The following is a 23,278-nucleotide window of genomic DNA, read 5'->3' on the forward strand; positions in this document are numbered from 1 at the left end:
GCCCGCGAAAGCGGCTAAAGTGCATGAATCGATGCTTCCGAGAGGAAAGCAATGAGCTTTCACGAGACGATTGGCGCGCGCCGCTACCGCTTCGACGATCTGAAGACGCTGCTCGCGCGCGCCAGCCCGCGGCGCTCCGGCGACGAACTCGCGGGCATCGCGGCCGCCACCGAGGAAGAACGCGTGGCCGCGAAAATGGCGCTCGCGCAGGTGCCGCTCGCCGCGTTTCTCGACGAGCCGCTCATTCCCTACGAGGACGACGAAGTCACGCGCCTCATCGTCGATACGCATTCGCGCGAAGCGTTCGCGCCGATCGCGCACCTGACGGTCGGCGAATTCCGCGAGTGGCTGCTCGCCGATACCACCGACACCGCCGCGCTCGAACGCATCACGATGGGCGTGACGCCGGAGATGGCCGCCGCCGTTTCCAAGCTGATGCGCAATCAGGATCTGATCCTCGCTGCCAGAAAACGCCCGGTCGTCACGCGCTTTCGCACGACGATCGGCCTGCCGGGGCATCTCTCGGTGCGCCTGCAGCCGAATCATCCGACCGACGATCCGAAGGGCATCGCCGCATCGATGCTCGACGGCCTGTTGTACGGCTGCGGCGATGCCGTCATCGGCGTGAATCCCGCATCGGATTCGCCCGCCGCCATCGGCAAGCTGCTCGCGATGATGGACGATTTCCGCCAGCGCTACGACGTGCCGATGCAGTCGTGCATCCTCACGCACGTCACCAACACGCTCGCCGCCATCGAGCAAGGCGCGCCCGTCGATCTCGTGTTCCAGTCCGTCGCGGGCACGGAGCGCGCGAACGCGAGCTTCGGCGTGTCGCTCGCGTTGCTGGAGGAAGCGCGCGACGCGGCGCTCTCGCTCAAACGCGGGACCGTCGGCGATAACGTCATGTACTTCGAGACGGGGCAAGGCAGCGCGCTGTCGGCGAACGCGCATCACGGCGTCGATCAGCAGACCTGCGAAGCGCGCGCGTACGCGGTCGCGCGCCGCTTCCAACCGCTTCTGACGAACACGGTGGTCGGCTTCATCGGCCCGGAATATCTCTATGACGGACGGCAGATCATCCGCGCGGGACTCGAAGACCACTTCTGCGGCAAGCTGCTCGGCGTGCCGATGGGCTGCGACATCTGCTACACGAATCACGCCGAAGCCGATCAGGACGACATGGACACGCTCCTCACGCTGCTCGGCGTGGCGAACGTCAACTTCATCATGGGCGTGCCGGGCGCGGACGACGTGATGCTCAACTATCAAAGCACGTCGTTTCATGACGCGCTCTATATCCGCCGCGCGCTGAACCTGAAACGCGCGCCGGAATTCGAAGCGTGGCTCGCGAAGATGCGCGTCACCGATGGCCGCGGCAATCTGCTCGCCGCGCCCACGCAACCTTTGCTCGACTGGATCGACTCATGACGAACGCCGATGCCTGGGACGCGCTGCGGCGCTTCACCAACGCGCGCATCGCGCTCGGCCGCGCGGGCAGCAGCCTGCCGACCGCGCCCTTGCTCGCATTCGAACTCGCGCATGCGCAGGCGCGCGACGCGGTGCATCAGCCGCTCGATACCGTCGCGTTGCGCGAAGCCGTTCGCGCCGCCGGCTTCGATACGCTCGATGCGCAAAGCGCCGCGCCCGATCGCGATCGCTATCTGCGTCGGCCGGATCTGGGCCGCGTGCTGAACGATGAAAGCGCGCAACGGCTTGCAGCGCACGCATCCGAAAGCGATATCGTTTTCGTCGCCGCCGATGGCTTGTCGGCCTTCGCCGCGCAACGTCACGTCGCGCCCTTGCTCGCGACATTGCGTGCGCGGCTCGACGGATGGAACGTCGGTCCCGTCGTGATCGCGACGCAGGCGCGCGTCGCCCTCGGCGATCGCATCGGTGAGCTTTTGCGGGCGCAGATCGTCGTCGTAATGATCGGCGAACGGCCGGGGCTCAGTTCGCCCGACAGCCTCGGTCTTTACGTGACCTACGCGCCGCGCGCCGGACGCAACGACGCCGAGCGCAACTGCATATCGAATGTGCGGCCCGAAGGACTCGACTACGAAATCGCCGCATTCAAGCTGATGTGGCTGCTGAACGAAGCGCGCCGCCTGAAGCTCACCGGCGTCGGGCTGAAGGATCACAGCGGCGCGTTGCCCGCGTCCGACGCGAAATTGCCAGCCGATTAAACGCGCAACTTCCGATACAGCGTCGTGCGCGATATGCCGAGCGCGCGCGCCGTCGCGGATACATTGCCGCCGTGCGCCTTGAGCGCGGCGCTCACCGCGCTCGCTTCGATGTCGACAAGACGCGCGACGTTCGCGGGCGGCGTTGCGTTATCGAATGTGGGCTGTTCGCCGAGTTCATCGACGAAATCGTGCGGAAGATGTTCGATGCGGATATGCGTGTCGTGATCGTCGAGCATCGCGGACGCCGTGCGCAGGACATTGCTCAACTGCCGTATGTTGCCCGGCCACGGATGACGCGCGAAGAGCGCGAGCACGTCGTCGTCGACGTACACGACGCGCCCGGCGAAACGCTCGTGCCGCAGAATCTTGTCGACGACCGCGCGCAGGTCGGAGCGCGCGGCAAGCGGCGGCAGCGTCACAGAAAGACCGTTGATCCGGTAATACAGATCTTCGCGGAATTCGCCCTGCGCGACGCGCTCGCGCAGCTTGCGATTGCTCGCGCAGACGAGCATGAAATCGACCGGCACCGCGCGCGCGGCGCCGAGCGGCTCGACGACGCGTTCCTGCAGCACGCGCAGCAGACGGCTTTGCATCGCGAGCGGCATGTCGCCGATTTCATCGAGAAAGAGCGTGCCGCCGTTCGCCTGCACGATCTTGCCGATCGCGCCGCGCTTCGCCGCGCCCGTGAACGCGCCCTGCGCATAGCCGAAAAGCTCCGATTCGATCAGCGTCTCCGGCAGCGATGCGCAGTTCACCGCAACGAACGGCCCCGCGCGGCGCGGCGAATCGTCGTGGATCGCGCGCGCGAGCATTTCCTTGCCCGCGCCCGTTTCACCGCCGATCAGAATCGGTATGTTCTTGCCGATGACCTTGCGCACGCGCGCGACGATGTCGTTCATCTGCGCATCGCCGGTACAGAGATCGGCGAGGCTCGAACCGGCGCGCTCGCGTGCGGGAATCGTGCTCGTCGTGCTCGGGACGCTCGACATGTTCCGCGCGTGAAAATCGACGCTCGCGAACACCGCGACGCCGCTATGCAGTTCGAGCCGGCAAGGCGCATCGCCCGCGCGCGCGATGAGTTCATCGACGCGCTCGCCGAACAGCGCATCGAGCGTCTGCGAACGCAAAGCGCCGAGTTCGAGACCGAGCTGAAACTGCGCGCTGCGGTTCGCGCAGAGCAGGCGCCCGTCGAGATCGAATACGGCGATGCCTTCCATCAACGTGCCGATGAACTCGGGCCGGCTATGGAAACGGATGCGCAGGCCGTCGCTGAACCCGCTCGCGATCAGTCGGTTCTCGATCATCTGCGCGGACATTTTCACGAGCGCCATCGTGTGCTGGTGATAGCCGCGTCGGTCGCCGGTGACATCGAGCACGCCGGAGAGATTGCCGTGCGGATCGAGGATCGGCACGCTGGAACACGTCAGAAAGTGATTGGCGCGCAGGTAGTGCTGGTCGCCGTGCACGGTGACGGCCGTGCGCTCGGCGATCGTCGTGCCGATCGCGTTCGTGCCCTGATGCTCCTCGCTCCAGAGCGCGCCCGCGCGCAGCGCGACTTTTTCGGCGCGTGCGAGGAAGTCGTCGTCGCCGAGTGAATGCAGGATCAATCCGCTCGCGTCGGTGAGCGCGATCATGCTGTGCGTATTGGCGATCTGCGCGTACAGCGTTTCCATCACCGGCAGCGCGTGAGCGAAGAGCGCACGGCTTTCATCGAGCTTGACGGCGAGCTCCGTGCCCGACAGCACGGCGTAATCCGGGCGCATCGTCTCGCACAGCCCGAACGTGGCCGAGCGCTCGTGCGAATGACGGATGACGTCGCGTTGCGCCGGCTGCAAGGCCGCGCCGATGGCATGCTGCATCGCCTCCTCCTTTTCGATTCACGGTCGCGTGAACGTCTTCTCGGGGCAATGTAACACCGTCGCCGCACGCGGGTCGATGCGAGGAACCACGCGGTACGGCGCCCGGCGCTTTCCCGCGCTACAGCACGAGCGAGCCCGCCGAAATCGCGACGACGAGGAATATGACGAACAGAATCAGGAAGATGAAGAAGCAGATCTTCGCGATGCCCGCCGCACCCGACGATACGCGCGTAAAGCCGAAGAATCCGGCGACGACAGAAATGATCGCGAACAGAATGGCGAGCTTGAGCATGGCAGGTCCGATTTTTGTGTTGTATTCGGTGACTGCTTGCAAGACCTGTGCCTCGGTTCTTCGCGGGCGGTGCTTATCGAAGTCGGCGGCAAAATCAGACCGTTAGTTGCAATGAAAGCGCGATAAAAAAGCGGGCAGTTCGACTGCCCGCTTCGAAGAGATCACCGTATGCCGCGCCCCCGATTGTCGGCTGCGGCGACCGTCGCGGGTGCGGCGGCGGCCGTCGCCGGGACCGGCTGACGGGTGCCGAGCCAGTTCGAGATCCGCTGATGCACATGCGGCACGGCAAGCAGCGCGCCGATCGCGATGGCGTCGGCGGCGAGTCCGGCAGGCACGTTGATGAGGCCATCGGTCAACGTGAACAGGATCGAATCGACGACGAGCGAAATCACCGTTCCCGCCACGAATGACACCATGCCCGCGCGTCCCAATGCGCCGACCCACGGCAGGCGCGTCGCCACCGCCTTGACGACGCCGTAGCGCGCCAGATTCGCCGCGATCCACGCGATGGCGAGGAAATTCACGACGCGCGGACCAGCAAGGTCGCGCTTGAAGGCGCTGTCCAGCACCGGCGGCAGCACGAGCAGCTTGTAATACGCCATGCCGGCGATCAGCGCCACGGCGCCCGCGCTCACGATCCAGCCGAAGCGGTTCGCGCTCACGCGTTGATAGATCGGCTGGCAGCGCGCCAGCACGCCGAGCACGAACATCAACTGCCAGGCGGCGGGATTGAAGTCCCACAGATTGTCGTCGACGGACGGCATGAATTCGCCGATCTGCGCCGCGAACGCCCACAACGCGAGGCTTAGACCGAGCAGCAGCCAAGGCTTGCTGCGCGCGAGCGGCAGCATGAGCGGCACGGCGAGTGCGAAGAGCGCGTACATCGGCAGGACGGCCGAGAGATAAGGCTGGCGCTCGAATGTGAGAATTTCCGCGATCGAGGAAACCGGCTGCGACATCAGCGTGTCCAGGTCATGCAGCGCGAGATTCGGCGCGTGGCCAAAAAAGGGCCGCAGCAGGAACGATGCGACGAGCATCAGCGCCGCCGTGACGAGAAACGCGCGATAAAGCTCGAACGCGCGTTTCACGAAGCGCCTGCGCGCCGCGCTTTCGGAGCGGCGCTCCGCGAGCGACGCGTAGGCCGTCGCCGTGGCGAAGCCGCCGAGGAACACGAAGACTTCGGCGGCGTCATTGAGCGCGAAGGCATGCAGCGTGAAACGCGACACCATGCTGCCGCCGATATGATCGACGACGATGATCAGCAGTACCAGTCCCCGGAAGAAGTCCAGCTCGACGAGACGTTTTGATTTTTGCTGCATGCGGCTTGCTCAGTGTCCTTGCGGCGACAGTTAAACACGGCCGCGAACACGCGGCGCGAAAGCATTGGAGTTTACCCGTATTTGCGGCAGTGCATCACGCGAACAGATGCAAATAAGCGTTTCAAATCCGATATTTGTCGGTTTGAACAACATCTCGCGTCGGGGATTGTCACCGGCTGGTTTCGATCAGGCGCAAGCTTTCAAGTTCATTTCATTTTTCCCGCCGAACAGGCTAATATCTCGCCCTCATCTCGAACGCTCCCGAACCATGGACTATCTCGTTGCCCTTCTCGCCGATCCCGCCGCCTGGGCCGCACTCGCGACGCTCGTCGTCATGGAAGTCGTGCTCGGCATCGACAACCTGATCTTCATTTCGATCCTGACCAACAAGCTGCCCGCGGCGCACCGCGAACGCACGCAGCGCATCGGCATCGCGCTCGCGCTCGTGATGCGGCTCGGCCTGCTCGGCACGGTCGCGCTGATCGTCCGCCTCACCACGCCGATCTTCGAAGCGTTCGGGCACGGCTTTTCCTGGCGCGACCTGATTCTTATCGCGGGCGGCGTGTTTCTCGTCTGGAAAGCGACGACGGAAATCCGCCATCACGTCACGCACGACGCCGACGAACACGCCGGCCCCGCGTCGGGCAAGAGCCTGACGCCGCTGTCGGCGATCGGCCAGATCCTGCTGCTCGATCTCGTGTTTTCCATCGACAGCATCGTGACGGCGGTCGGCATGACCGAGCACATTCCGATCATGTTCGTCGCGGTGATCGCCGCCGTCACCGTGATGCTGTTCGCGGCCGGTCCGCTGTCGCGCTTCATCGAGCGCAATCCGACGATCGTCATGCTCGCGCTCGGCTTCCTGCTCGTGATCGGGATGACGCTGATCGCCGAAGGCTTCGGAACACACGTGCCGAAGGGCTACATCTATGCGGCGATGGCGTTCTCGGCGCTGGTCGAGGGCCTGAACATGCTCGCGCGGCGCGCCAAGGGACGCGTTCGCGAGTAACGCGCGCGGGCGGACGTTCGCTAAAGTTTCGGCGCCATCCGGCCGATATCGGACGGATGAGCACCCAACCCGCTTCCATCGAACGCGCGCCCGGTCGGCGCTGGCTCAACGGCTCGCGCGTGAGCGCTTATTGCGCGACGATCCTCGTCGTGCTCCAGTGTTACGGGCTCGTTCTCGCCGTGCGCAGTGCCGTGGCGGAGAAAGGTCATCCGGCCGGCTGGGACTTTCTGACGTTCTGGTCGGCTGCGCGCCTCGCGCTCGCGGGGCATCCGCTCGACGCCTATTCGGCGGACGCGATCAAGCACGTCGCGCAGCAACTGGGGCCGCACATCATCCTGCCGGGGCCGTGGTTCTATCCGCCGAACTTTCTGCTGCTGGTGCAGCCGTTCGGCTTCCTGTCGGCGCCGCTTGCCTACGCGCTGTTCGCTTCGATTTCGTCGGTCGTCTTCGTGCTGCTGGCCCGCCGCGCGCTGCCGATCCCCGACATGATCATGTGGATCGTCGCGTTTCCCGGCATCTGGCTCAACGCGGCCCAGGGACAGAATGCCGCGCTCACCGCGAGTCTCGCGCTCGCCGCATTTCTCTCGATGCCAAAACGGCCGATGCTCGCGGGCGTCTTCATCGGCCTGCTTTCGATCAAGCCGCATCTGGCCATCCTGTTTCCGCTCGCGCTGGCGTGCGCGGGCATGTGGACGACCTTCATCGCCGCCGCGCTGACGACGATCCTGTTCACCACGGTTTCGGTCGCCGTCTTCGGCCTCGACATCCTGCCGGTCTTTCTGCACGGACTGCACGATGCCAACGGTTTCACCGCGAGCGGCAGTCTTCCTTGGTTCCAGATGGCGAGCCTCTTCGCGAGCCTGCGCATGGCGCACGTCGCGACCGGTCCCGCCTATGTCGCGCAGGCGTGTCAGGCGACCGTGGCGATCTGCGCCGTCGCGTGGGTATGGCGCAATGCGAAAGGACTGGAAGTTCGCGCGACGGCGCTCGTCGCCGCGACGTTCATGATCAGCCCCTACATCTATAACTACGACGGCGTGTGGCTCGGCATCCCGCTGGCACTCATCGCCGCGCGCGCGCTGCGCGACGGATGGCTGCGCGGCGAGCCCGCGATCCTGTTTTTCGCGTGGATCTATCCGCAGTTGGGAAATCAGTTGGCCAAGGACTGCGGCGTAGGTGTAGGACCGCTGGTTTTCGCGTTGCTGATTTTCGTGGCGGTGCGGCGCGCGCGTCTCGAAGCCGCGGGCGCCGATCCGTCGCGTTAGAGCGCGTCAGAAAGGCAGTTCGCGCTGCGGATTGTCGGGCGCGGGCTGGTTCGACGCCGCCGGCAGCGGTTGCGCGCGCAGCCAGCGTTCGATGGCATCGACGACATGTTGGCGCTCGGCGTCGTCGAGCGCTTTTCCCGCCGCGATGCCGTGCCATTTCGCGAGACACGAGCGGCAGCACGTCGCCGTCGCGTGCTGCGCGATGAAGACAGGATGCCCGCGAAACGGTGTCTGCTTGCCGTCGTTCAGCGGCGCTTGCGGCGCAAGCCGCTTGCCGATCAGCTCATGCGCCTGCGCGACGACCGTGTCGACGCCCTTCTCCCTTAAAACTTTCCCCTCACGCACGCCGAGCGCGAAACGGCGCCGGAATGCCGATTTCGCGAGCGCATCGAAGACGGCGTCGAGGTCGCGCATCGCGTCATCGATCCTTCGCGTAGAGCGTGGACTCCGCGAAGCCGTCGGCGGCCAGCACGCGTCCGACGAGAATCATCGCCGTGCGTTCCATGCCCGCCTCGCGCACTTTCGGCGCGATGTTCGCGAGCGTCCCTTCGACGCACGTCTCGTCCGGCCAGCTCGCGCGAAACACGACCGCGACGGGACAGTCCGCGCCGTAATGCGGCACGAGCTCCGCGACGATGCGCTCGATATGCCGCACGCCCAGATGAATCGCGAGCGTCGCGCGATGACGCGCGAGATCGGCGAGGCTCTCGCCTTCGGGCATCGACGTCTTCGTCGCGTAGCGCGTGAAGATCACGGTCTGCGAGATGCCGGGCAGCGTCAGTTCGCGCTTCAGCGCCGCCGCCGATGCCGCCGTCGCCGTGACACCCGGCACCACTTCGTAGGGAATCGCGAGCGCGTCGAGCCGGCGAATCTGCTCGCCGATCGCGCCGTACAGCGACGGATCGCCCGAATGCACGCGCGCCACGTCGTGCCCGTTCGCGTGCGCTTCCTGCAGGAGCGCGACGATCGCGTCGAGATCGAGCTCGGCCGTGTCGATGCATTTCAGCGCGCGATGTCCGTCGAGGACTTGCGTCGGCACGAGCGAGCCGGCGTAGAGAATCACGGGACATGCGCGGATCAGCCGCTGCCCCTTTACTGTGATGAGTTCGGGATCGCCCGGTCCGGCGCCGATGAAATAAACGGTCATGGTCTGGTGAGCCAGTGTTGAAGCGCGTCGCGGGCGCTGGCGGCGTCGTCGAAAATACGGTCGGCGTCGGGAAGCGCGGGCCGCGTGAGCATGACGACGGCGATACCGCGTTCCCGCGCGACCGCGAGCTTCGCCTCGGTCGCCCGCCCGCCGCTGTTCTTGCTGACGACGACATCGATACGCGCCGCGTCGAACAAGGCGCGCTCGCCGGCGAGATCGAACGGACCGCGCGCATCGACAATGCTCGCGCGCGCGTTGCCCGGATGCGCGTCGAGACAGCGAATCGTCCAGTGCTGCGACGCGGGAATGTCGTGCAGATGCGCGAGCGCCTCGCGCCCGAGCGTGAAAAGCGGCCGATGAAACGGCGCGATGCATTCGACGATCTCGCGCCAGTCCGACGCCTCGCGCCAGTCGTCGCCCGCCTGCGGCTGCCATGCGGGACGGCGCACCGCCCAGAGCGGCACGTCGGCGAGCGCGCAGGCATCGAACGCGTGGCGGCTCATCTGCGCGGCATAGGGATGCGTCGCATCGACGACGAGCGTGATGTGCTCGTCGCGCAGATATCGCACGAGCCCGTCGATGCCGCCGAAACCGCCGACGCGCACCGTGCACGCCAGATCGCCCGGCACGCGCCCGAGGCCCGCGAGACTGTAGACGTGCGTCGTAGGAAGCGCACGCGCGATCGCGAGCGCATCGCCGGTGCCGCCGAGCAGCAGCACGCGCGTCATGCCGCGCTCCCGACGATATTGCCCTGCCGGTCGATCGCGAAGGTCTCGACTTCGATGCCTGGCGGCAGCACGTCGAGCGCGACATCGCGCGCGCGTCGGCAGACGATATCGCCGAGCGCGATGCCTTCGGCGCGTGCGAGCTTGAGCGCTTCCTGACTCGTGTTGGCCGCGCGCATCGACGCCAGCAGTTCGGCGTTCGCGCCCGCATCGGCGGCCCAGACGGCGAGCAGCGGCAAGTCGATGCTCGAACTGCGGCTGTGCAGATCCATATGCCCCGCCGCGAGCTTGGACAGCTTGCCGAAGCCGCCGCACAGGCTCAGCTTGTCGACGCTCGCGCGGCGCAAATGCTTGAGCACCGCGCCCACGAAATCGCCCATTTCGATCAATGCGATGTCGGGCAGGCCGTAGCGCGCGCGCATCGCGTCCTCGCTCTGGTTGCCGGTGCACGCGGCGATATGCCGATACCCGTTCGCCCGCGCCACATCGATGCCCTGATGAATCGACGCGATGTACGCCGAGCACGAAAACGGTCTGACGATGCCGGTCGTGCCGAGTATCGACAATCCGCCGACGATGCCGAGGCGCGGATTCATCGTCTTCTGCGCGAGCGCTTCGCCGTTCTCCACGCCGATGGTCACGTCGAAACCGCCGCGATAGCCGACGCTTTTTGCGAGCGCGTCGAGATGCTCGGTCATCATCTTGCGCGGCATCGGATTGATCGCCGGTTCGCCGACGGCGAGCGCGAGGCCCGCGCGCGTCACCGTGCCGACGCCCGCGCCCGCATGAAAACGCACGCCCGGTTCCTCCGACAGTCGCACGCGCGCGAACACGAGCGCACCGTGCGTGACGTCGGGATCGTCGCCCGCATCCTTGATGACGCCGGCTTCGGCGGCGGCGCTTTCATCGGGTAAACGGCGGCAGAACGAAAGCATCATCGTCACGCGCTGGCCCTTCGGCAGGACGATCTCCGCGCGCTCGCTCGTCTCGCCGAGCAGCAAGAGGCGCGCGGCCGCGAGACTCGTCGCGTTCGCGCAGCTTCCTGTCGTGTAGCCGCTGCGCAGCGGCGCGGCTTTCTCCGGTGTCTCTTCACGCATGACGCATCACGGTTTGCTCGCGTGCAGGATGGTGATCGGCAGCGCCTGACGCCACGTATCGAAGCTGCCGAGCGGTTCCGCCTGCGCGACGCCGATGCGCGTCAGCTCGCCGCCGTGCCGCGCGCGCCATTCGACGAGCGCCGCCTCGCTTTGCAGCGTCACCGCATTGGCGACGAGCCGCCCCCCCTGACGCAGACGCGCCCAGCACGCATCGAGCAGGCCCGGCACCGTCAATCCACCGCCGATGAACACCGCGTCCGGCGCGGGAAGGCCGTCGAGCGCGGCGGGCGCTTCGCCTCTGACGAGTTGCAGCGCGGGCACGCCGAGCGCATCGCGGTTGTATTCGATGAGACGCTGACGGCTCTCGTTCGCTTCGATCGCGATCGCCCGACACGCGCCGTGCGCGCGCATCCATTCGATGCCGATCGAGCCGCAGCCCGCGCCGACGTCCCACAGCAGTTCGCCGGGCTGCGGCGCGAGGCGCGCGAGCGTCACGGCGCGCACGTCGCGCTTCGTCAACTGGCCGTCGTGGCGGTAGGCGTCGTCGGCGAGACCGGGCGTGAGCGGCGGCCCGGCGTGGCCGGCGTGCGTCCGGCACTCGATCGCGATGAGATTGAGCGCGGCAACGACGGGCTCGCGCCAGTCGTCGGCACGCTCGTCGATGCGGCGTTCGTCGCTGCCGCCGAGATGCTCGAAGACGGTCATGCGGCTCGCGCCGAAACCATGCGCGGTCAGAAGCGTGGCGACGGCGGCGGGCGTCGTGCCGTCCGCGCTCAGCACGATGAGGCGCACGCCGCGATGCAGATTCGCGAGCAGCGACGCCGCCGGCCGCCCGACGAGCGATACGCAGACGGCGTCTTGGAGCGCCCAGCACAGGCGCGCCGCCGCGAGCGACAGCGACGACGGCGCGGGAATGACGCGCATTTCGCCGTTGGCGACTTCGCGCGCGAGCGTCGCGCCGACGCCGAAGCACATCGGATCGCCGCTCGCGAGCACGCAGATGCGCGTCTTGCCGTCGCGTTCGGCGAGCACGGCATCGAGCGAGAAGGGTTTCGGCCACGGCATGCGGCGCGCGGCGATGCGATCCGGCAGCAACGCGAGATGACGTTCGCCGCCGTGAATCGACTGGGCGTCGAGAAGCGCGCGACGCGCGGCGCGGGAAAGTCCGTGCCAGCCGTCTTCGCCGATGCCCACCACGGTCAGCCAGTTCGACATGCGCGGTCTCCTTGCAGCGATTCCGATCGCGTTCCCGGATACATGCCGGAAGCGCTCGGAGGGTCGATAAAAGCGGGCATAATACAGGTCCGTCGGCGCCCGGGGTCGTGAGACCGAGGGCTTAAAAGGGAACACAGCAAAACTGTGGCTGCCCCCGCAATTGTACGCAGCGAGTCCGCGCTCCACTGCCACTGGTTTTTACCGGGAAGGCCGGCGCGAATGTCGACCTGCCAGCCAAGAGACCTGCCGATCCAACGCATTCGCGCGACGCCGACCGGGCGGGGTGTACCGGTTCGCTCATCACGCGCGAAGCCCAACGGGTCACGCTTTTGAATTCTTTCGACCGCTCATCGCTCAACGCAACGCCGCGTGCTTCCGCATGCCCGGGCCTGATGCGCATCGTGCCCGCGCGCGATGGCGGCCTTGCGCGTCTGCGTCTCGCGGGCGGCGTGTTGAGCACGCGGGCGGCGCGGGCCGTCGCGCGCGCGGCTCGCGAGTACGGCTCGGGCGTGATCGAAGTGACCAATCGCGCGAATCTGCAACTGCGCGGCATTCGCGACGATGCCCACGCCGCGCTCGTCGACATCGCCCTCGACGCGGGCCTCGGCCCGTCGACGGCGGGCGCAGACGACATCCGCAACGTAATGCTGAGCCCGCTTGCGGACGACGGCACGCGCGCGCTCGCCGCGCGGATCGTCGATGCGATGCAGGCCGATGCGTCGCTGCATGCGCTGTCGCCGAAATTCGCGCTCCAGCTCGACGCCGGCGAGCGCCTCGCGATGCTCGATCATCCGCACGATGTTTGGCTTTCCGCCATCGAGGATGGCGCGCGCTTCGCATTCGGCCTCGCCGGAACGATGCGCGATCCGGCGCTCGGCGCGATCTCGCGCGACGATCTCGTGATGTTCGTCCTGAACGTGTTGCGCAGCTTTCTCGCGCTGGCGACGCCTGAAGAACATCGCATGCGCGATCTGCTTGCGCGTATCGGCGTTGCGCGCTTTCTCGACGCCTTACGTTTCGACGCCGATATCGCGACATGGACACGCGCACCCGCCGATGCATCGCTGCGTCTCGGCGCGCACGAGGAGCCGCATCGCGCGACGTGGTACGCGGGTGCGCAAACGCCGCTGGGCCGTCTCGATGCGACGACGCTCGAAGCGCTCGCCAATCTCGCCGACGCACACGGCGCAAGCCGCCTGACGATGACGCCGTGGCAAAGCGTGCTGATTCCCGGCCTCGCGGCGCATTCAGCGCATGACGTGCTGCAAGGGCTGCACGCGCTCGGCCTTGCAACCGGCGCGCACGAACCGCTCGCGCGCCTCATCGCGTGCGCGGGTTCGGAAGGCTGCGCAAAGAGCCGTGCCGATACCAAAGCCGATGCTCACCGGCTCGCCGCGCTCCTGCCTTCGGATGACGAGACGCAGGTGCATCTGAGCGGCTGCGAGCGTTCGTGCGCGGCGGCGCATCCGGTTCCGGTCACGCTCTACGCAGTCGCGCCCGGACGATACGACTTACATCGCGACGCACGAGCCGTCGCGCGCAATCTGACCATCGAAGAGGCGGCCGAACGGCTCGCCCGGAGCCATGCCGATGCTTGACTACATCCGCGACGGCGCGGAGATTTATCGTCAGTCCTTTGCGACGATCCGCGCCGAAGCCGACCTCGCCGCCATTCCCGCCGATCTGGAGAAGCTCGCCGTGCGACTGATCCATGCGTGCGGCATGGTGGATATCGTGAGCGATCTGCGCTTCTCGCCCGGCGCGGGCAGCATCGGAAGAAAGGCGCTTGCAGCGGGCGCGCCGATCCTGTGCGATGCGCGCATGGTCGCCGAGGGCATCACGCGCGCGCGCTTGCCCGCCGACAACCGCGTGATCTGCACCTTGAGCGATCCCTCGATTCCCGAGCGCGCCCGCGCGATGCGCAACACGCGCTCGGCCGCCGCGCTCGAACTATGGCGTGCGCAACTCGAAGGCGCGATCGTCGCGATAGGCAACGCGCCGACCGCGCTCTTCCATCTGCTCGACATGATCGATGCCGGCGCGCCGAAGCCCGCGCTCATTCTCGGCTTTCCGGTCGGTTTCATCGGCGCGGCGGAATCGAAAGCGATGCTCGCCGCCGATAGCCGCGGCGTGCCCTTCGTCGCGCTGCTCGGCCGGCGCGGGGGCAGCGCGATGGCAGCGGCCGCAGTGAACGCACTTGCTTCGGAGGCCGAATGATGCGTGGACGTCTCTTTGGATTAGGCGTCGGCCCGGGCGATCCGGAGCTGATCACCGTGAAGGCGCTGCGGCTTTTGAAGGCCGCGCCGGTGGTCGCGTATTTCGTCGCAAAGGGCAAGAAGGGTAATGCGTTCGGCATCATCGAATCGCATCTCGACGATACGCAGATGCGCCTGCCGCTCGTCTATCCGGTGACGACCGAAGCGCTCGAACCGCCGCTCTGCTACGAGACGATCATCAGCGCGTTCTACGACGAAGCCGCGCTCACGATATCCGGTCATCTCGAATCCGGCCGCGATGTCGCCGTGATCTGCGAGGGCGATCCGTTTTTCTACGGCTCGTACATGTATCTGCACGATCGTCTCGCAGCACGCTTCGATGCAGAGGTCGTGCCGGGCGTGTGCTCGATGCTCGGCGGCGTGGCCGTGCTCGGCGTGCCGCTCGTGTATCGCAATCAGAGTCTGTCGGTGCTGTCGGGCGTGCTGCCTGAAGACGATCTGAAGCGCCGTCTCGAAGGAGCCGATGCGGCCGTCATCATGAAGCTCGGCCGCAACTTCGAGAAAGTGCGGCGCGTGCTGGGCGAACTCGGCCTCGACGATCGCGCGTTGTATGTCGAGCGCGCGACGATGGCCAACCAGCGCATCGTGCCGCTCGATGAAGTCGATCCGATGGCATCGCCGTATTTCTCGCTGCTCGTCGTGCCGGGGAAAAAATGGCGCGCATGAAGGCTTCCATGCCGATGGCGATCGTCGTGCTCGGCGCGGGCGCGCTCGATACCGCGCGTCGCATTCAGGCGCGCTTTCCGCAATCGCGCGTGCATGGACTGGCGAGCCGCGTGAGCGCGGACATCGCGTATGACGACTTCGGCGCGCACGTGCGTGGTCTGTATGCGTCGGGCGCGGCGATCGTCGCGCTGTGTTCCGCGGGCATCGTGATTCGCGCGCTTGCATCCTGTCTCGCCGACAAAGGCAACGAACCGCCCGTGCTCGCCATCGCGCAGGATGGCAGCGCCATCGTGCCGCTGCTGGGCGGCATGAGCGGCGTGAATGTGCTTGCGCGCGAGATCGGCGACGCCTTGCAAGTCGCACCCGCGATCACGACGAGCGGCGAATTGCGCTTCGGGAAATGTCTGCTGGCGCCGCCCGAAGGTTATGCACTTGCGGATATCGAGCAAGGCAAGCGTTTCGTGTCCGACCTGCTGGCGGGCGCGACGACGCGCATCGAAGGCCACGCGCCCTGGCTCGACGATGCCGCGCTGCCTCGCAACGACGATGCGCGTCTTGCCGTTCGCATCACGCCGCTTGCCACGCGCGATGAAAACAGCCTCGTGATTCATCCGCGTTGCGTGCTTGCGTGGATCGAAGATATTTCACACGACGATGACGTCGCCGAACGCGTGCGAGCTGCCTTGAACGAACGTGGTCTCGCACCGCTTGCGCTCGCGGCGTTGACCGCGCCCGCTCGCTACATGGCTTCGCGTCCGCTCGAAGATGCGGCGCGTGCGCTCGATGTGCCGTTGCGCTTCTGCGATGCCCCGCCATTCGCTCGCAACGATGCGCGAGGCGTTGCGCTGCACGTCAGCGATACGCCGATCGATGCGGGATCGATCGGCCATGCGCGCGGCACGCTGACGGTGATCGGCCTTGGTCCCGGCAAGGCGGAACTGATGACGCCCGCCGCAAGAAGCGCGCTTCACGACGCACAAGACGTGCTCGGTTACGAGACGTATGTGCGTATGGCGGGACCGTTTCGCGACGACCAGCGCGTGCACATCACCGACAATCGCGAGGAACTGCAGCGCGCGCGACACGCGTTCGAACTCGCGAGTGAAGGCCGACGCGTGATCGTGGTGTCATCGGGCGATCCCGGCGTGTTCGCGATGGCCGCAGCGGTGCTCGAAGCACTCGACGAAGGACGCGCCACGCATCCCGAATGGAATGCGGTGAAGCTTCAGATCGTGCCGGGCGTGTCGGCCTCGCTCGCGACGGCCGCGCGCGCGGGTGCGCCGCTCGGCCATGACTTCTGCGTGTTGTCGTTGTCGGATAACTTGAAGCCGTGGAGCGTGATCGAGAAGCGCATCGCGCATGCAGGCGAAGCGGATCTTGTGATGGCTTTCTATAACCCGCTGTCGAAGGCGCGGCCGTGGCAGTTCGATCGTGCGATCGACGTCGTGAAGCGATATCGGGACTCGGACACGCCGGTCGTGCTGGGAAGAGATATCGGACGTCCGGCGGAGGCTTTGCGCGTCATTGAGCTCGGTGAACTGAAGAGCGAGCTCGTCGACATGAGGACGATGGTCATCGTCGGATCATCGATGACGCGTGTCGTCGGGGATTGGGTTTATACGCCGCGGTGGTATGACTGAGGATGCGTCGAGAGTCAATGCTTGCCCGCTTTTGAACGCGAACGTACCGTCCAGTCAGGGTGCGCTACCCGTCGTTTGACCAGCCGCTCCAATTCCTTGCTGTGGTACAGGTCGAGGCACTTGAGAAAATCGAAGCGAATGTCCGCTCCCTTCGCTTCGGCCTCGACAAGCGGATTATAGTAATCGCGCCGTAGATACTTGCGCACTAGCGCCTCCACTTCCGCGGGACTTTTATCGAGGTCGTAATAAGTCCAGTCTCTCAGTGCGCTCGCGCTACTTCCGGCATCGACGGCTGCGTCGTTACTGCCTTTGTACGCTGTGGCGACGCATATGGCCAAGACCATGTCCTTGTAATTCTGGGCGTAGGTACGCGATGGCGCTTCCGGCGAGTTTTCGTTGGGGGGAATGGTCTGTCCGCTTGCCGTAGCGCACGCCAGCGCGAGAATCACCAGGCTGGTCCATCGCTTCATGACAGGCTCCAAAAATGCGCCTGGTCGGTCCTGTATCGAACCCCAGGTTCGTTGAAGTAACAACTGTCGTAGCAAACGATACCGTTGTACAAGGTGGCATGGCCTTGTGCGTCTCGCCATCCCGACGTTTCAAAGAGAATCACACCTTTTTTGCCTGCGAGCCTGCCGCCTCCCGAGGGCGGATATTCAATCGTTTCCGGCTTGCCCCAACGCTGTTTGAGAAATTCGATGAGGTCCACCACGCGAAAGAAGTAGCGTCGACGATCAGCGCCTGAAACCGCCTTCCCATCGATGGCTGGAATGGTCACGCCCGAGTGATTCAAGATATAGCTCATGCGAACCGCGCACGTGTTCTTCCACCTCGCTTCCGCACCCACCTCGTTGATGTTGGCGGCTACCTTCCCACCAATCACCGTCGCGACCTTCCCCTCGGATTCGATGGATCGAAGATTTCCATGGATGCCGACCACGCGGCCGCAAAGCTTGGTCTGTACATTTGTTATCCTAATTATTCATAGCCAAACAACTCGGAAATATGCAGGCGATTATAAAGTCGATATAGCTCGCTGAATCGCTGCAAGCCTGATCGCGCAAAATTCGGACAATCACCGTGGCAGTCGGCAATATTCGAATCGATTGCTCAACAATCCGAGATTCTTATCAGCGCATCCGCAAGCACATATCTCGCGCTCCACTCGCGCGCGAGCGCCTCGCCGCGCCCGACCCGAATCGCGCCTTCCTCGAAATCGACGACGACGATCTCATCCGCTGCGTGAGGTGCTTGCGGTTGCTCGTTCGTTCGCCCGTCGGTGAGCACCCACAAGCAGCGCCGTTGCGCTGGTCTGCGCCGAGCCGCTTTTTCAAGCACCGTTCCCGCGCTCGCCAGCCCAAGCGCGAGAGGCGTGCCGCCACCGCCGCCGATCGGCGCGACCCACCGCTCATTGAACCAGTGCGCCGCGCCCGGCTGACGACGCACTTTCGCGCGTGCACCGCCGAAACATATCAGCGCAATCTCCGCCCGCTCACGATAAGCGCGATCGAACAGCGCGACGAGCATGCCCTTCGCGCGCGCAAGGCGCTCGCCGGCGAGCATCGAGCCGGAGCAATCGAGCAGAAAACAATGCAGCACCGCACCGTCGCCCTGCGTGCGCCGATATCGCAAATGCTCCGTAGCAAAACGCGCGGAACGCTTTGCGCGCAATGTCGCCATCCAGTCGATCGACGCGCTGACTTCGCCCTCGCGCGTCGCGCTGCGGCCTTTCGCGAACGCTTCGTTCCATCGAAGACGATGCCTTGTGTCGAAGGCATTCGCGTCGCGCCTTCGATGGTTCAGGCTTTTTTTGCGGCGAGCGGCCTCACTTGCTTGACCTTCGCGGTTCCCGTCGGCTCCGGCGGCATGTAGCCCCAATCCGCTTGGTTCGAGCCTGCATCGGGCGACGTCGACTCGCGGCCTGCCGGTTCGCGTGAAGGCGCTTCCCCTTCTCTTCGCCGATGCTTAAGCACCGCATCGGCGACGCGTTCGACGTGCGTGACGTTCACGCCCGCTGCTTCCTCCAACGCAGCCAGCGCTCGCGCCGCGCGCAGCATGACGATGTCCGCACGCAAGCCGTCGACATGCGCCTCGATGCAAAGCTCGCTCACGCGCGCATGAACCGCATCATCGAAATCGAATGACGACAATGCCGCGCGCGCCGCGTGAATGCGCGATTCCAGCGAAGCCTGCTCGTCGCGATGCCGCGCGCGAAACGCATCAGGATCGGCATCGAATGCAAGACGCGCCTTGACGATACGTTGCCGCACGAGCGCATCGAAGCAATTGTTCATCTCCACGGCAAGACCGAAACGATCGAGCAATTGCGGCCGCAACTCGCCCTCTTCCGGATTCATCGTGCCGATCAGCACGAAGCGCGCGTCGTGCCGATGCGAAATGCCATCGCGCTCGACGATGTTCACGCCGCTCGCCGCAACATCGAGCAACTGATCGACGAGCGGATTCGGCAGGAGATTCACTTCATCGACATACAGCACGCCCCGATGCGCCTTCGCAAGCAGGCCCGGAGAAAACTTCACACCGCCGTCGCGCAATGCGCTTTGGATGTCGAGCGTGCCGATCAACTGTTCCTCGCTCGCGCCGAGCGGCAAGGTCACGAGCTTCCCTTCGGGCAGCAACTCCGCGAGTGCGCGCGTCGCGGTGGATTTCGCCGTGCCGCGCGGCCCGCTCACGAGCACGCCGCCGATCGAAGGATCGACGGCCGCGAGCAAAAGCGCCTGCTGCAAGGGCGCCTGTGCGACGAGCGCCGAAAAAGGAAACACGGCAGATGTGATGGATTCGTTCAAGAATGTCGGCCTTCGATGTGCTGTTCGACATCGAGCAGATGCCGTTCGACCTGCTCGCGATAGCCAGCGGGTTGCTGCCACAGACCGCGTTGCATCGCTTCGAGCAGACGCTCGCAGATCGATTGCAAGGCGTGCGGATTGTGCTGCGCAATGAACTCGCGCGTGTCGGCATCGTTCACATAGGCATCGGTGACCAGCGCGTACTGATGATCCGACACGACGCGCGCGGTGGCGTCGTAGCCGAACAGGTAATCGACGGTCGCCGCGAGTTCGGACGCGCCCTTGTAACCGTGCCGCTTCACGCCATCGATCCACTTCGGATTGACCACGCGTGAACGCACCACGCGCGCAATCTCTTCGTTCAGCGTGCGAACGCGCGGCGCAGCGGGATTGCTGTGATCGGCGTTATACGTCTGCGGCTGCACGCCCGACAGATAGCGCACGGCCGCGACCATGCCGCCCTGGAACTGGTGATAGTCGTTCGAATCGAGCAGATCGTGTTCGCGATTGTCCTGGTTCTGCACGACGACATCGAGCGTCGATAGCCGCGCGCCGAAGCTCGCGCGTGCTTCGACGCCGTCGCCCGATTGCGAATACGCGTAGCCGCCCGCGCTTTGATACGCGGCGGAAAGATCCGCATCGGTCTGCCATTGCTTTGCGTCGATCAGTTCCTGCAGACCCGCGCCGTATGCGCCCGGCTTCGTGCTGAACACGCGCCAGCCCGCTCGACGCCGCGCGTCCTTCGTCTCGATGCCGCGCGCGATCAGCTCGTCGCGCTCACGAAGGATGCGCGCGCGGATCGGGTTGACATCGGCGGGCTCGTCGTCCAATTCGGCGACGGCCTGCACCGCCGCATCGAAGAGATGAATGAGATTCGCGAACGCATCGCGGAAGAAGCCCGATACGCGCAATGTCACGTCGATGCGCGGCCGGTTGAAGATCGAGATCGGCAGAATCTCGAAGTCGGTCACGCGATGACTGCCCGCCGCCCACTTGGGCCGCACGCCGATCAACGCGAACGCCTGCGCGATATCGTCGCCGCCGGTCCGCATCGTCGCCGTGCCCCACACCGACAAGCCGATTGCCCGCGGAAAATCGCCGTGATCCTGCACATGGCGTTCGACCAATGCGTTCGCCGACTTTACGCCGAGCGACCATGCGGCTTGCGTCGGCAATGCGCGCGTATCGACGGAATAGAAGTTGCGGCCGGTGGGCAGCACGTCCGGTCTGCCGCGCGAAGGCGAGCCGCTCGGACCCGGCGGCACGAAACGGCCTTCGAGACCTCGCTTCAGTTGCGTCAGCTCTTGCGGGCCGCACGCATCGAGCCGCGCGAGCACATCGCCACGCAGACGTTCGAGCACGAGCGATGCACGCGGTCCGGGCGCGGCTGCGTCAGCATCGGACAATAGTTGCATCGCTAACGATTCGAGGCGCTCGCGCGTATCGCCTTGATGACGCCACGGCGCTTCACTCACATCGGCAAGTGCTTGCGGACGCGGGCCGGTCCACGGCGCGGCCCAATCCGCATCGAGCGGATCGAAGATATCGGGCAATTGCAGATCCCGTGCGATCGCGACGATCAGGCTCGCGTTCGCGCCCTGGCCGTCGCCGATCGGAAAGCGGCCGAGCGCGAGCAGCGTGTCGCGTCGTTGCACGCCTTGCGGCGAGACACCGAATACATGCAGGCCGTCGCGAATCTGCGCTTCCTTCAGTTCGCAGAGATAGGCATCGGCGCGCGTGAGCAACGCGTCTTCACCCACGGTATCGCGTGGCGCATCCAGCCCGAGTTCCTCGTGCAGCCGGTTCTCGACGATGTTCGCGAGAATCGTCTTGCGCAGCAGCTTGGCGCGGCGCACATCGACCATCAACGCTTCGTAGTATTCGTCGACCTGACGCTCGAGATCCTGCAATGGCCCATAGTTCTCGGCGCGCGTGAGCGGCGGCATAAGATGATCGATGATCACGGCCTGCGCGCGGCGCTTCGCCTGACTGCCTTCGCCCGGATCGTTGACGATGAACGGATAGAGATGCGGCATCGGTCCGAGAATCGCATCCGGCCAGCACGATGACGACAACGCGACGCTCTTTCCCGGCAGCCATTCGAGATTGCCGTGCTTGCCGACATGCACGAGCGCATCCGCCTGAAAGCGCAGACGCAGCCAGAAGTAGAACGCGAGATAGGAATGCGGCGGCACGAGTTCGGCATCGTGATAGCTCGCGTAATCGTTGCGCTGCCGCGAACGCGAGGGCTGAATGCCGATGAACACTTCCCCGCAGCGATAGCCCGCGATCATGAAACGGCCGCGTCTGATCGTCGGGTCGTCTTCGGGTGCGCCCCAGGTTTTTTCGAGCGCGGCGCGCGCATCGGCGGGCAGTGTGCGATACGCGTCGAGATAGTCATCGAGCGAAAGACTCTGCAACGCAGGGCGCATATCGCGGACGACGGGATCGTTGGTCACGCCTTCCGTCAACGCGGCGATGAGCGCATCGCCGTTCGGCGGCATCGTGCCGACGCGATAGCCTTCTCGCGCGAGCATCGACAGAATGTTGATCGCGGATGCAGGCGTATCGAGTCCCACGCCATTGCCGATGCGCCCTTCGCTCGCCGGGTAGTTCGCCAGCACGAGCGCGATGCGCTTCTGCGCGTTCGGCGTATGACGCAGCTTGGTCCACCGCCGGCTCAGTTCGGCGACGAAGCGCACGCGCTCCGCGTCGGCCTGATAGCGCACGACATCCACCTGCGTATGCTTGCAGTGATATGCGAGCCCCTTGAAACTCACGGCGCGCGTGATGATGCGGCCATCGACTTCGGGAAGCGCGACATGCATGGCGACGTCGCGCGAATTCAGGCCGTGATTGTCCTTCTGCCAGTCATCGCGATTGCCGCCGCTCAGGATGACTTGCAGCACGGGCGCATCGCCCGCGACTTCGAACGCTTCGTCCTCGCCGATCACGCTCGCCGCAAAAGCCGTCGTGTTCAATACGAGCGATGCGCGATGCTGCGCGCACAAACGCTCGACCACTTCGCGGCTCACGCTTTCCTTGAGCGACGAAATCGCGATCGGCAACGGATTCATGCCTTCTTTTTCGAGCGCTTCGATGAGCGCATCGAACACGGCCGTATTGCCCGATTGCAAATGCGCGCGGTAAAACAGGATCGCGGCGACGCCCGCGCCTTCGGTCCAGCGCGCCTGCCAGTCGTCGATGACCGCGATATCGCGCTCGGGATGATAGATCGCGACGGCGGGCAGCGGACTCGGCGGCTGCGGCTCGCGCCCGAAGCCGAACGCGCGATGCGCGATCGCGCGTAGAAACTCCTCGGCATTGCGCGCGCCGCCTTCGCGCAGATAGCGCGACAGCTCGCGGCAAAACGCTGCATCGGCCGTGCTCTTGCCGATAAGATTCGGGTCCTCGGTGAGATCGCCCGAAAACATTGCGAGCATCTGCTTGCGCTCTTTCGCGAGCGCGACGAGCCGCTCGATGCCGTACGGCCAGTACGATTCGCCGCCGAGATGATCGACGATCACGACCTTCGCGTGACGCAATACATCGTCGACATAGAAATCGACCGATGCGGGCTGACGCAGAAACGATTGATTCGCGAGCCGCACGTCGGGAAAGCCCGGCTCGAGACGCGGAAACGCGCTCGCGAGCAACGCGAGCGTCGTATCGGCGGAGCTGAGCACGACGATCGGCGCGCTCGTCTGATCGATACGCATGACGCCCTGCGCGTCGTCGACGAAGCCTCCCGGCGTCGTGCGGAGCAGATGCATCGCGG

At 65.3% G+C, this 23,278-nt stretch carries 21 protein-coding genes and 1 riboswitch; of the genes, 8 read left to right on the forward strand and 13 right to left on the reverse strand.

Features of this window, described 5'->3' with window-relative positions; all coding sequences use genetic code 11:
• The first annotated feature begins 51 nt into the window (after positions 1-51).
• The gene (locus LDZ23_RS18725; RefSeq protein WP_008353137.1) at positions 52-1,428 is read left to right on the forward strand and encodes an ethanolamine ammonia-lyase subunit EutB; all 1,377 of its coding nucleotides are present in this window, start codon (positions 52-54) and stop codon (positions 1,426-1,428) included.
• Positions 1,425-2,183, forward strand: coding sequence for an ethanolamine ammonia-lyase subunit EutC (gene eutC / locus LDZ23_RS18730; protein ID WP_008353135.1), 759 nt, complete (start codon positions 1,425-1,427; stop codon positions 2,181-2,183). The genes LDZ23_RS18725 and eutC overlap by 4 nt, the downstream gene beginning before the upstream one ends.
• Here eutC and LDZ23_RS18735 read toward each other — a convergent pair.
• The 3 genes from LDZ23_RS18735 to LDZ23_RS18745 all read right to left on the reverse strand — a co-directional run bounded on the left by LDZ23_RS18735 (position 2,180) and on the right by LDZ23_RS18745 (position 5,653).
• Entirely contained in the window at positions 2,180-4,042 is a 1,863-nt protein-coding gene (locus tag LDZ23_RS18735; RefSeq protein WP_008353133.1) for a sigma-54-dependent Fis family transcriptional regulator, read from the reverse strand. The two genes, eutC and LDZ23_RS18735, sit on opposite strands and share 4 nt — an antisense overlap.
• Positions 4,043-4,160: 118 nt before the next feature.
• Positions 4,161-4,334, reverse strand: coding sequence for a DUF1328 domain-containing protein (locus tag LDZ23_RS18740; protein ID WP_008353131.1), 174 nt, complete (start codon positions 4,332-4,334; stop codon positions 4,161-4,163).
• Positions 4,335-4,495: 161 nt separating this feature from the next.
• Positions 4,496-5,653 carry an OpgC domain-containing protein gene (locus LDZ23_RS18745; protein ID WP_008353129.1) on the reverse strand — a complete coding sequence of 386 codons (1,158 nt, stop codon included), beginning with the start codon at positions 5,651-5,653 and terminating at the stop codon, positions 4,496-4,498.
• Positions 5,654-5,921: 268 nt separating this feature from the next.
• Here LDZ23_RS18745 and LDZ23_RS18750 point away from each other — a divergent pair, with 268 nt between their 5' ends.
• Together LDZ23_RS18750 and LDZ23_RS18755 are read left to right on the forward strand one after the other, a co-directional pair.
• Positions 5,922-6,662 (forward strand): TerC family protein, encoded by a 741-nt coding sequence (locus LDZ23_RS18750; protein ID WP_008353127.1) that lies wholly within the window; start codon positions 5,922-5,924, stop codon positions 6,660-6,662.
• A gap of 56 nt (positions 6,663-6,718) precedes the next feature.
• Positions 6,719-7,927 carry a glycosyltransferase family 87 protein gene (locus LDZ23_RS18755; RefSeq protein WP_008353125.1) on the forward strand — a complete coding sequence of 403 codons (1,209 nt, stop codon included), beginning with the start codon at positions 6,719-6,721 and terminating at the stop codon, positions 7,925-7,927.
• Between the two features lie 6 nt (positions 7,928-7,933).
• Here the strand turns inward: LDZ23_RS18755 and LDZ23_RS18760 are convergent, their stop codons facing one another.
• The 5 genes from LDZ23_RS18760 to LDZ23_RS18780 are packed head-to-tail and all read right to left on the reverse strand — an operon-like array spanning position 7,934 to position 12,111.
• Positions 7,934-8,341, reverse strand: a complete 408-nt coding sequence (locus tag LDZ23_RS18760) for a DUF4186 domain-containing protein (RefSeq protein ID WP_008353123.1) — start codon at positions 8,339-8,341, stop codon at positions 7,934-7,936.
• A gap of 4 nt (positions 8,342-8,345) precedes the next feature.
• A complete protein-coding gene (gene cobM / locus LDZ23_RS18765; protein WP_008353122.1) occupies positions 8,346-9,074 on the reverse strand; it encodes a precorrin-4 C(11)-methyltransferase in 729 nt (242 codons plus the stop codon).
• Positions 9,071-9,802 (reverse strand): cobalt-precorrin-6A reductase, encoded by a 732-nt coding sequence (locus LDZ23_RS18770; protein ID WP_008353121.1) that lies wholly within the window; start codon positions 9,800-9,802, stop codon positions 9,071-9,073. Before LDZ23_RS18770 ends, cobM begins: the two co-directional genes overlap by 4 nt.
• Positions 9,799-10,896: a cobalt-precorrin-5B (C(1))-methyltransferase gene (locus LDZ23_RS18775; RefSeq protein ID WP_008353120.1), complete on the reverse strand. Its 1,098-nt coding sequence runs from the start codon at positions 10,894-10,896 to the stop codon at positions 9,799-9,801. Before LDZ23_RS18775 ends, LDZ23_RS18770 begins: the two co-directional genes overlap by 4 nt.
• Positions 10,897-10,902: 6 nt before the next feature.
• Complete coding sequence (locus LDZ23_RS18780; RefSeq protein WP_008353119.1) at positions 10,903-12,111, reverse strand: bifunctional cobalt-precorrin-7 (C(5))-methyltransferase/cobalt-precorrin-6B (C(15))-methyltransferase; 1,209 nt, start codon at positions 12,109-12,111, stop codon at positions 10,903-10,905.
• A gap of 76 nt (positions 12,112-12,187) precedes the next feature.
• Positions 12,188-12,376, forward strand: a riboswitch (cobalamin riboswitch).
• A 64-nt stretch (positions 12,377-12,440) separates the two neighbouring features.
• Between LDZ23_RS18780 and cobG the strand changes: the two genes are divergently transcribed.
• From cobG to cobJ, 4 genes are read left to right on the forward strand one after another with little or no spacing between them, the layout of a single operon-like run.
• Entirely contained in the window at positions 12,441-13,709 is a 1,269-nt protein-coding gene (gene cobG / locus LDZ23_RS18785; protein ID WP_008353118.1) for a precorrin-3B synthase, read from the forward strand.
• A complete protein-coding gene (locus LDZ23_RS18790) occupies positions 13,702-14,328 on the forward strand; it encodes a precorrin-8X methylmutase (protein WP_008353117.1) in 627 nt (208 codons plus the stop codon). The genes cobG and LDZ23_RS18790 overlap by 8 nt, the downstream gene beginning before the upstream one ends.
• Positions 14,325-15,053 (forward strand): precorrin-2 C(20)-methyltransferase, encoded by a 729-nt coding sequence (locus LDZ23_RS18795; RefSeq protein ID WP_033537056.1) that lies wholly within the window; start codon positions 14,325-14,327, stop codon positions 15,051-15,053. Before LDZ23_RS18790 ends, LDZ23_RS18795 begins: the two co-directional genes overlap by 4 nt.
• Positions 15,041-16,693, forward strand: coding sequence for a precorrin-3B C(17)-methyltransferase (cobJ, locus tag LDZ23_RS18800; RefSeq protein WP_008353115.1), 1,653 nt, complete (start codon positions 15,041-15,043; stop codon positions 16,691-16,693). Before LDZ23_RS18795 ends, cobJ begins: the two co-directional genes overlap by 13 nt.
• A gap of 14 nt (positions 16,694-16,707) precedes the next feature.
• Here the strand turns inward: cobJ and LDZ23_RS18805 are convergent, their stop codons facing one another.
• The 5 genes from LDZ23_RS18805 to cobN all read right to left on the reverse strand — a co-directional run bounded on the left by LDZ23_RS18805 (position 16,708) and on the right by cobN (position 23,273).
• Entirely contained in the window at positions 16,708-17,163 is a 456-nt protein-coding gene (locus LDZ23_RS18805; protein WP_008353114.1) for a type VI secretion system amidase immunity protein Tai4, read from the reverse strand.
• On the reverse strand, positions 17,160-17,633 hold the full coding sequence (locus LDZ23_RS18810; RefSeq protein WP_008353111.1) for a type VI secretion system amidase effector protein Tae4: 474 nt from the start codon (positions 17,631-17,633) through the stop codon (positions 17,160-17,162). Before LDZ23_RS18810 ends, LDZ23_RS18805 begins: the two co-directional genes overlap by 4 nt.
• Positions 17,634-17,803: 170 nt before the next feature.
• Positions 17,804-18,373, reverse strand: a complete 570-nt coding sequence (locus LDZ23_RS18815; RefSeq protein WP_008353109.1) for a vWA domain-containing protein — start codon at positions 18,371-18,373, stop codon at positions 17,804-17,806.
• Between the two features lie 119 nt (positions 18,374-18,492).
• The gene (locus LDZ23_RS18820; RefSeq protein ID WP_008353107.1) at positions 18,493-19,500 is read right to left on the reverse strand and encodes a magnesium chelatase ATPase subunit I; all 1,008 of its coding nucleotides are present in this window, start codon (positions 19,498-19,500) and stop codon (positions 18,493-18,495) included.
• Positions 19,497-23,273, reverse strand: a complete 3,777-nt coding sequence (gene cobN, locus LDZ23_RS18825; RefSeq protein ID WP_008353106.1) for a cobaltochelatase subunit CobN — start codon at positions 23,271-23,273, stop codon at positions 19,497-19,499. Before cobN ends, LDZ23_RS18820 begins: the two co-directional genes overlap by 4 nt.
• Positions 23,274-23,278 lie beyond the last annotated feature (5 nt).

The organism is Caballeronia zhejiangensis (assembly GCF_022879815.1).
GTDB classification, from domain to species: domain Bacteria; phylum Pseudomonadota; class Gammaproteobacteria; order Burkholderiales; family Burkholderiaceae; genus Caballeronia; species Caballeronia zhejiangensis.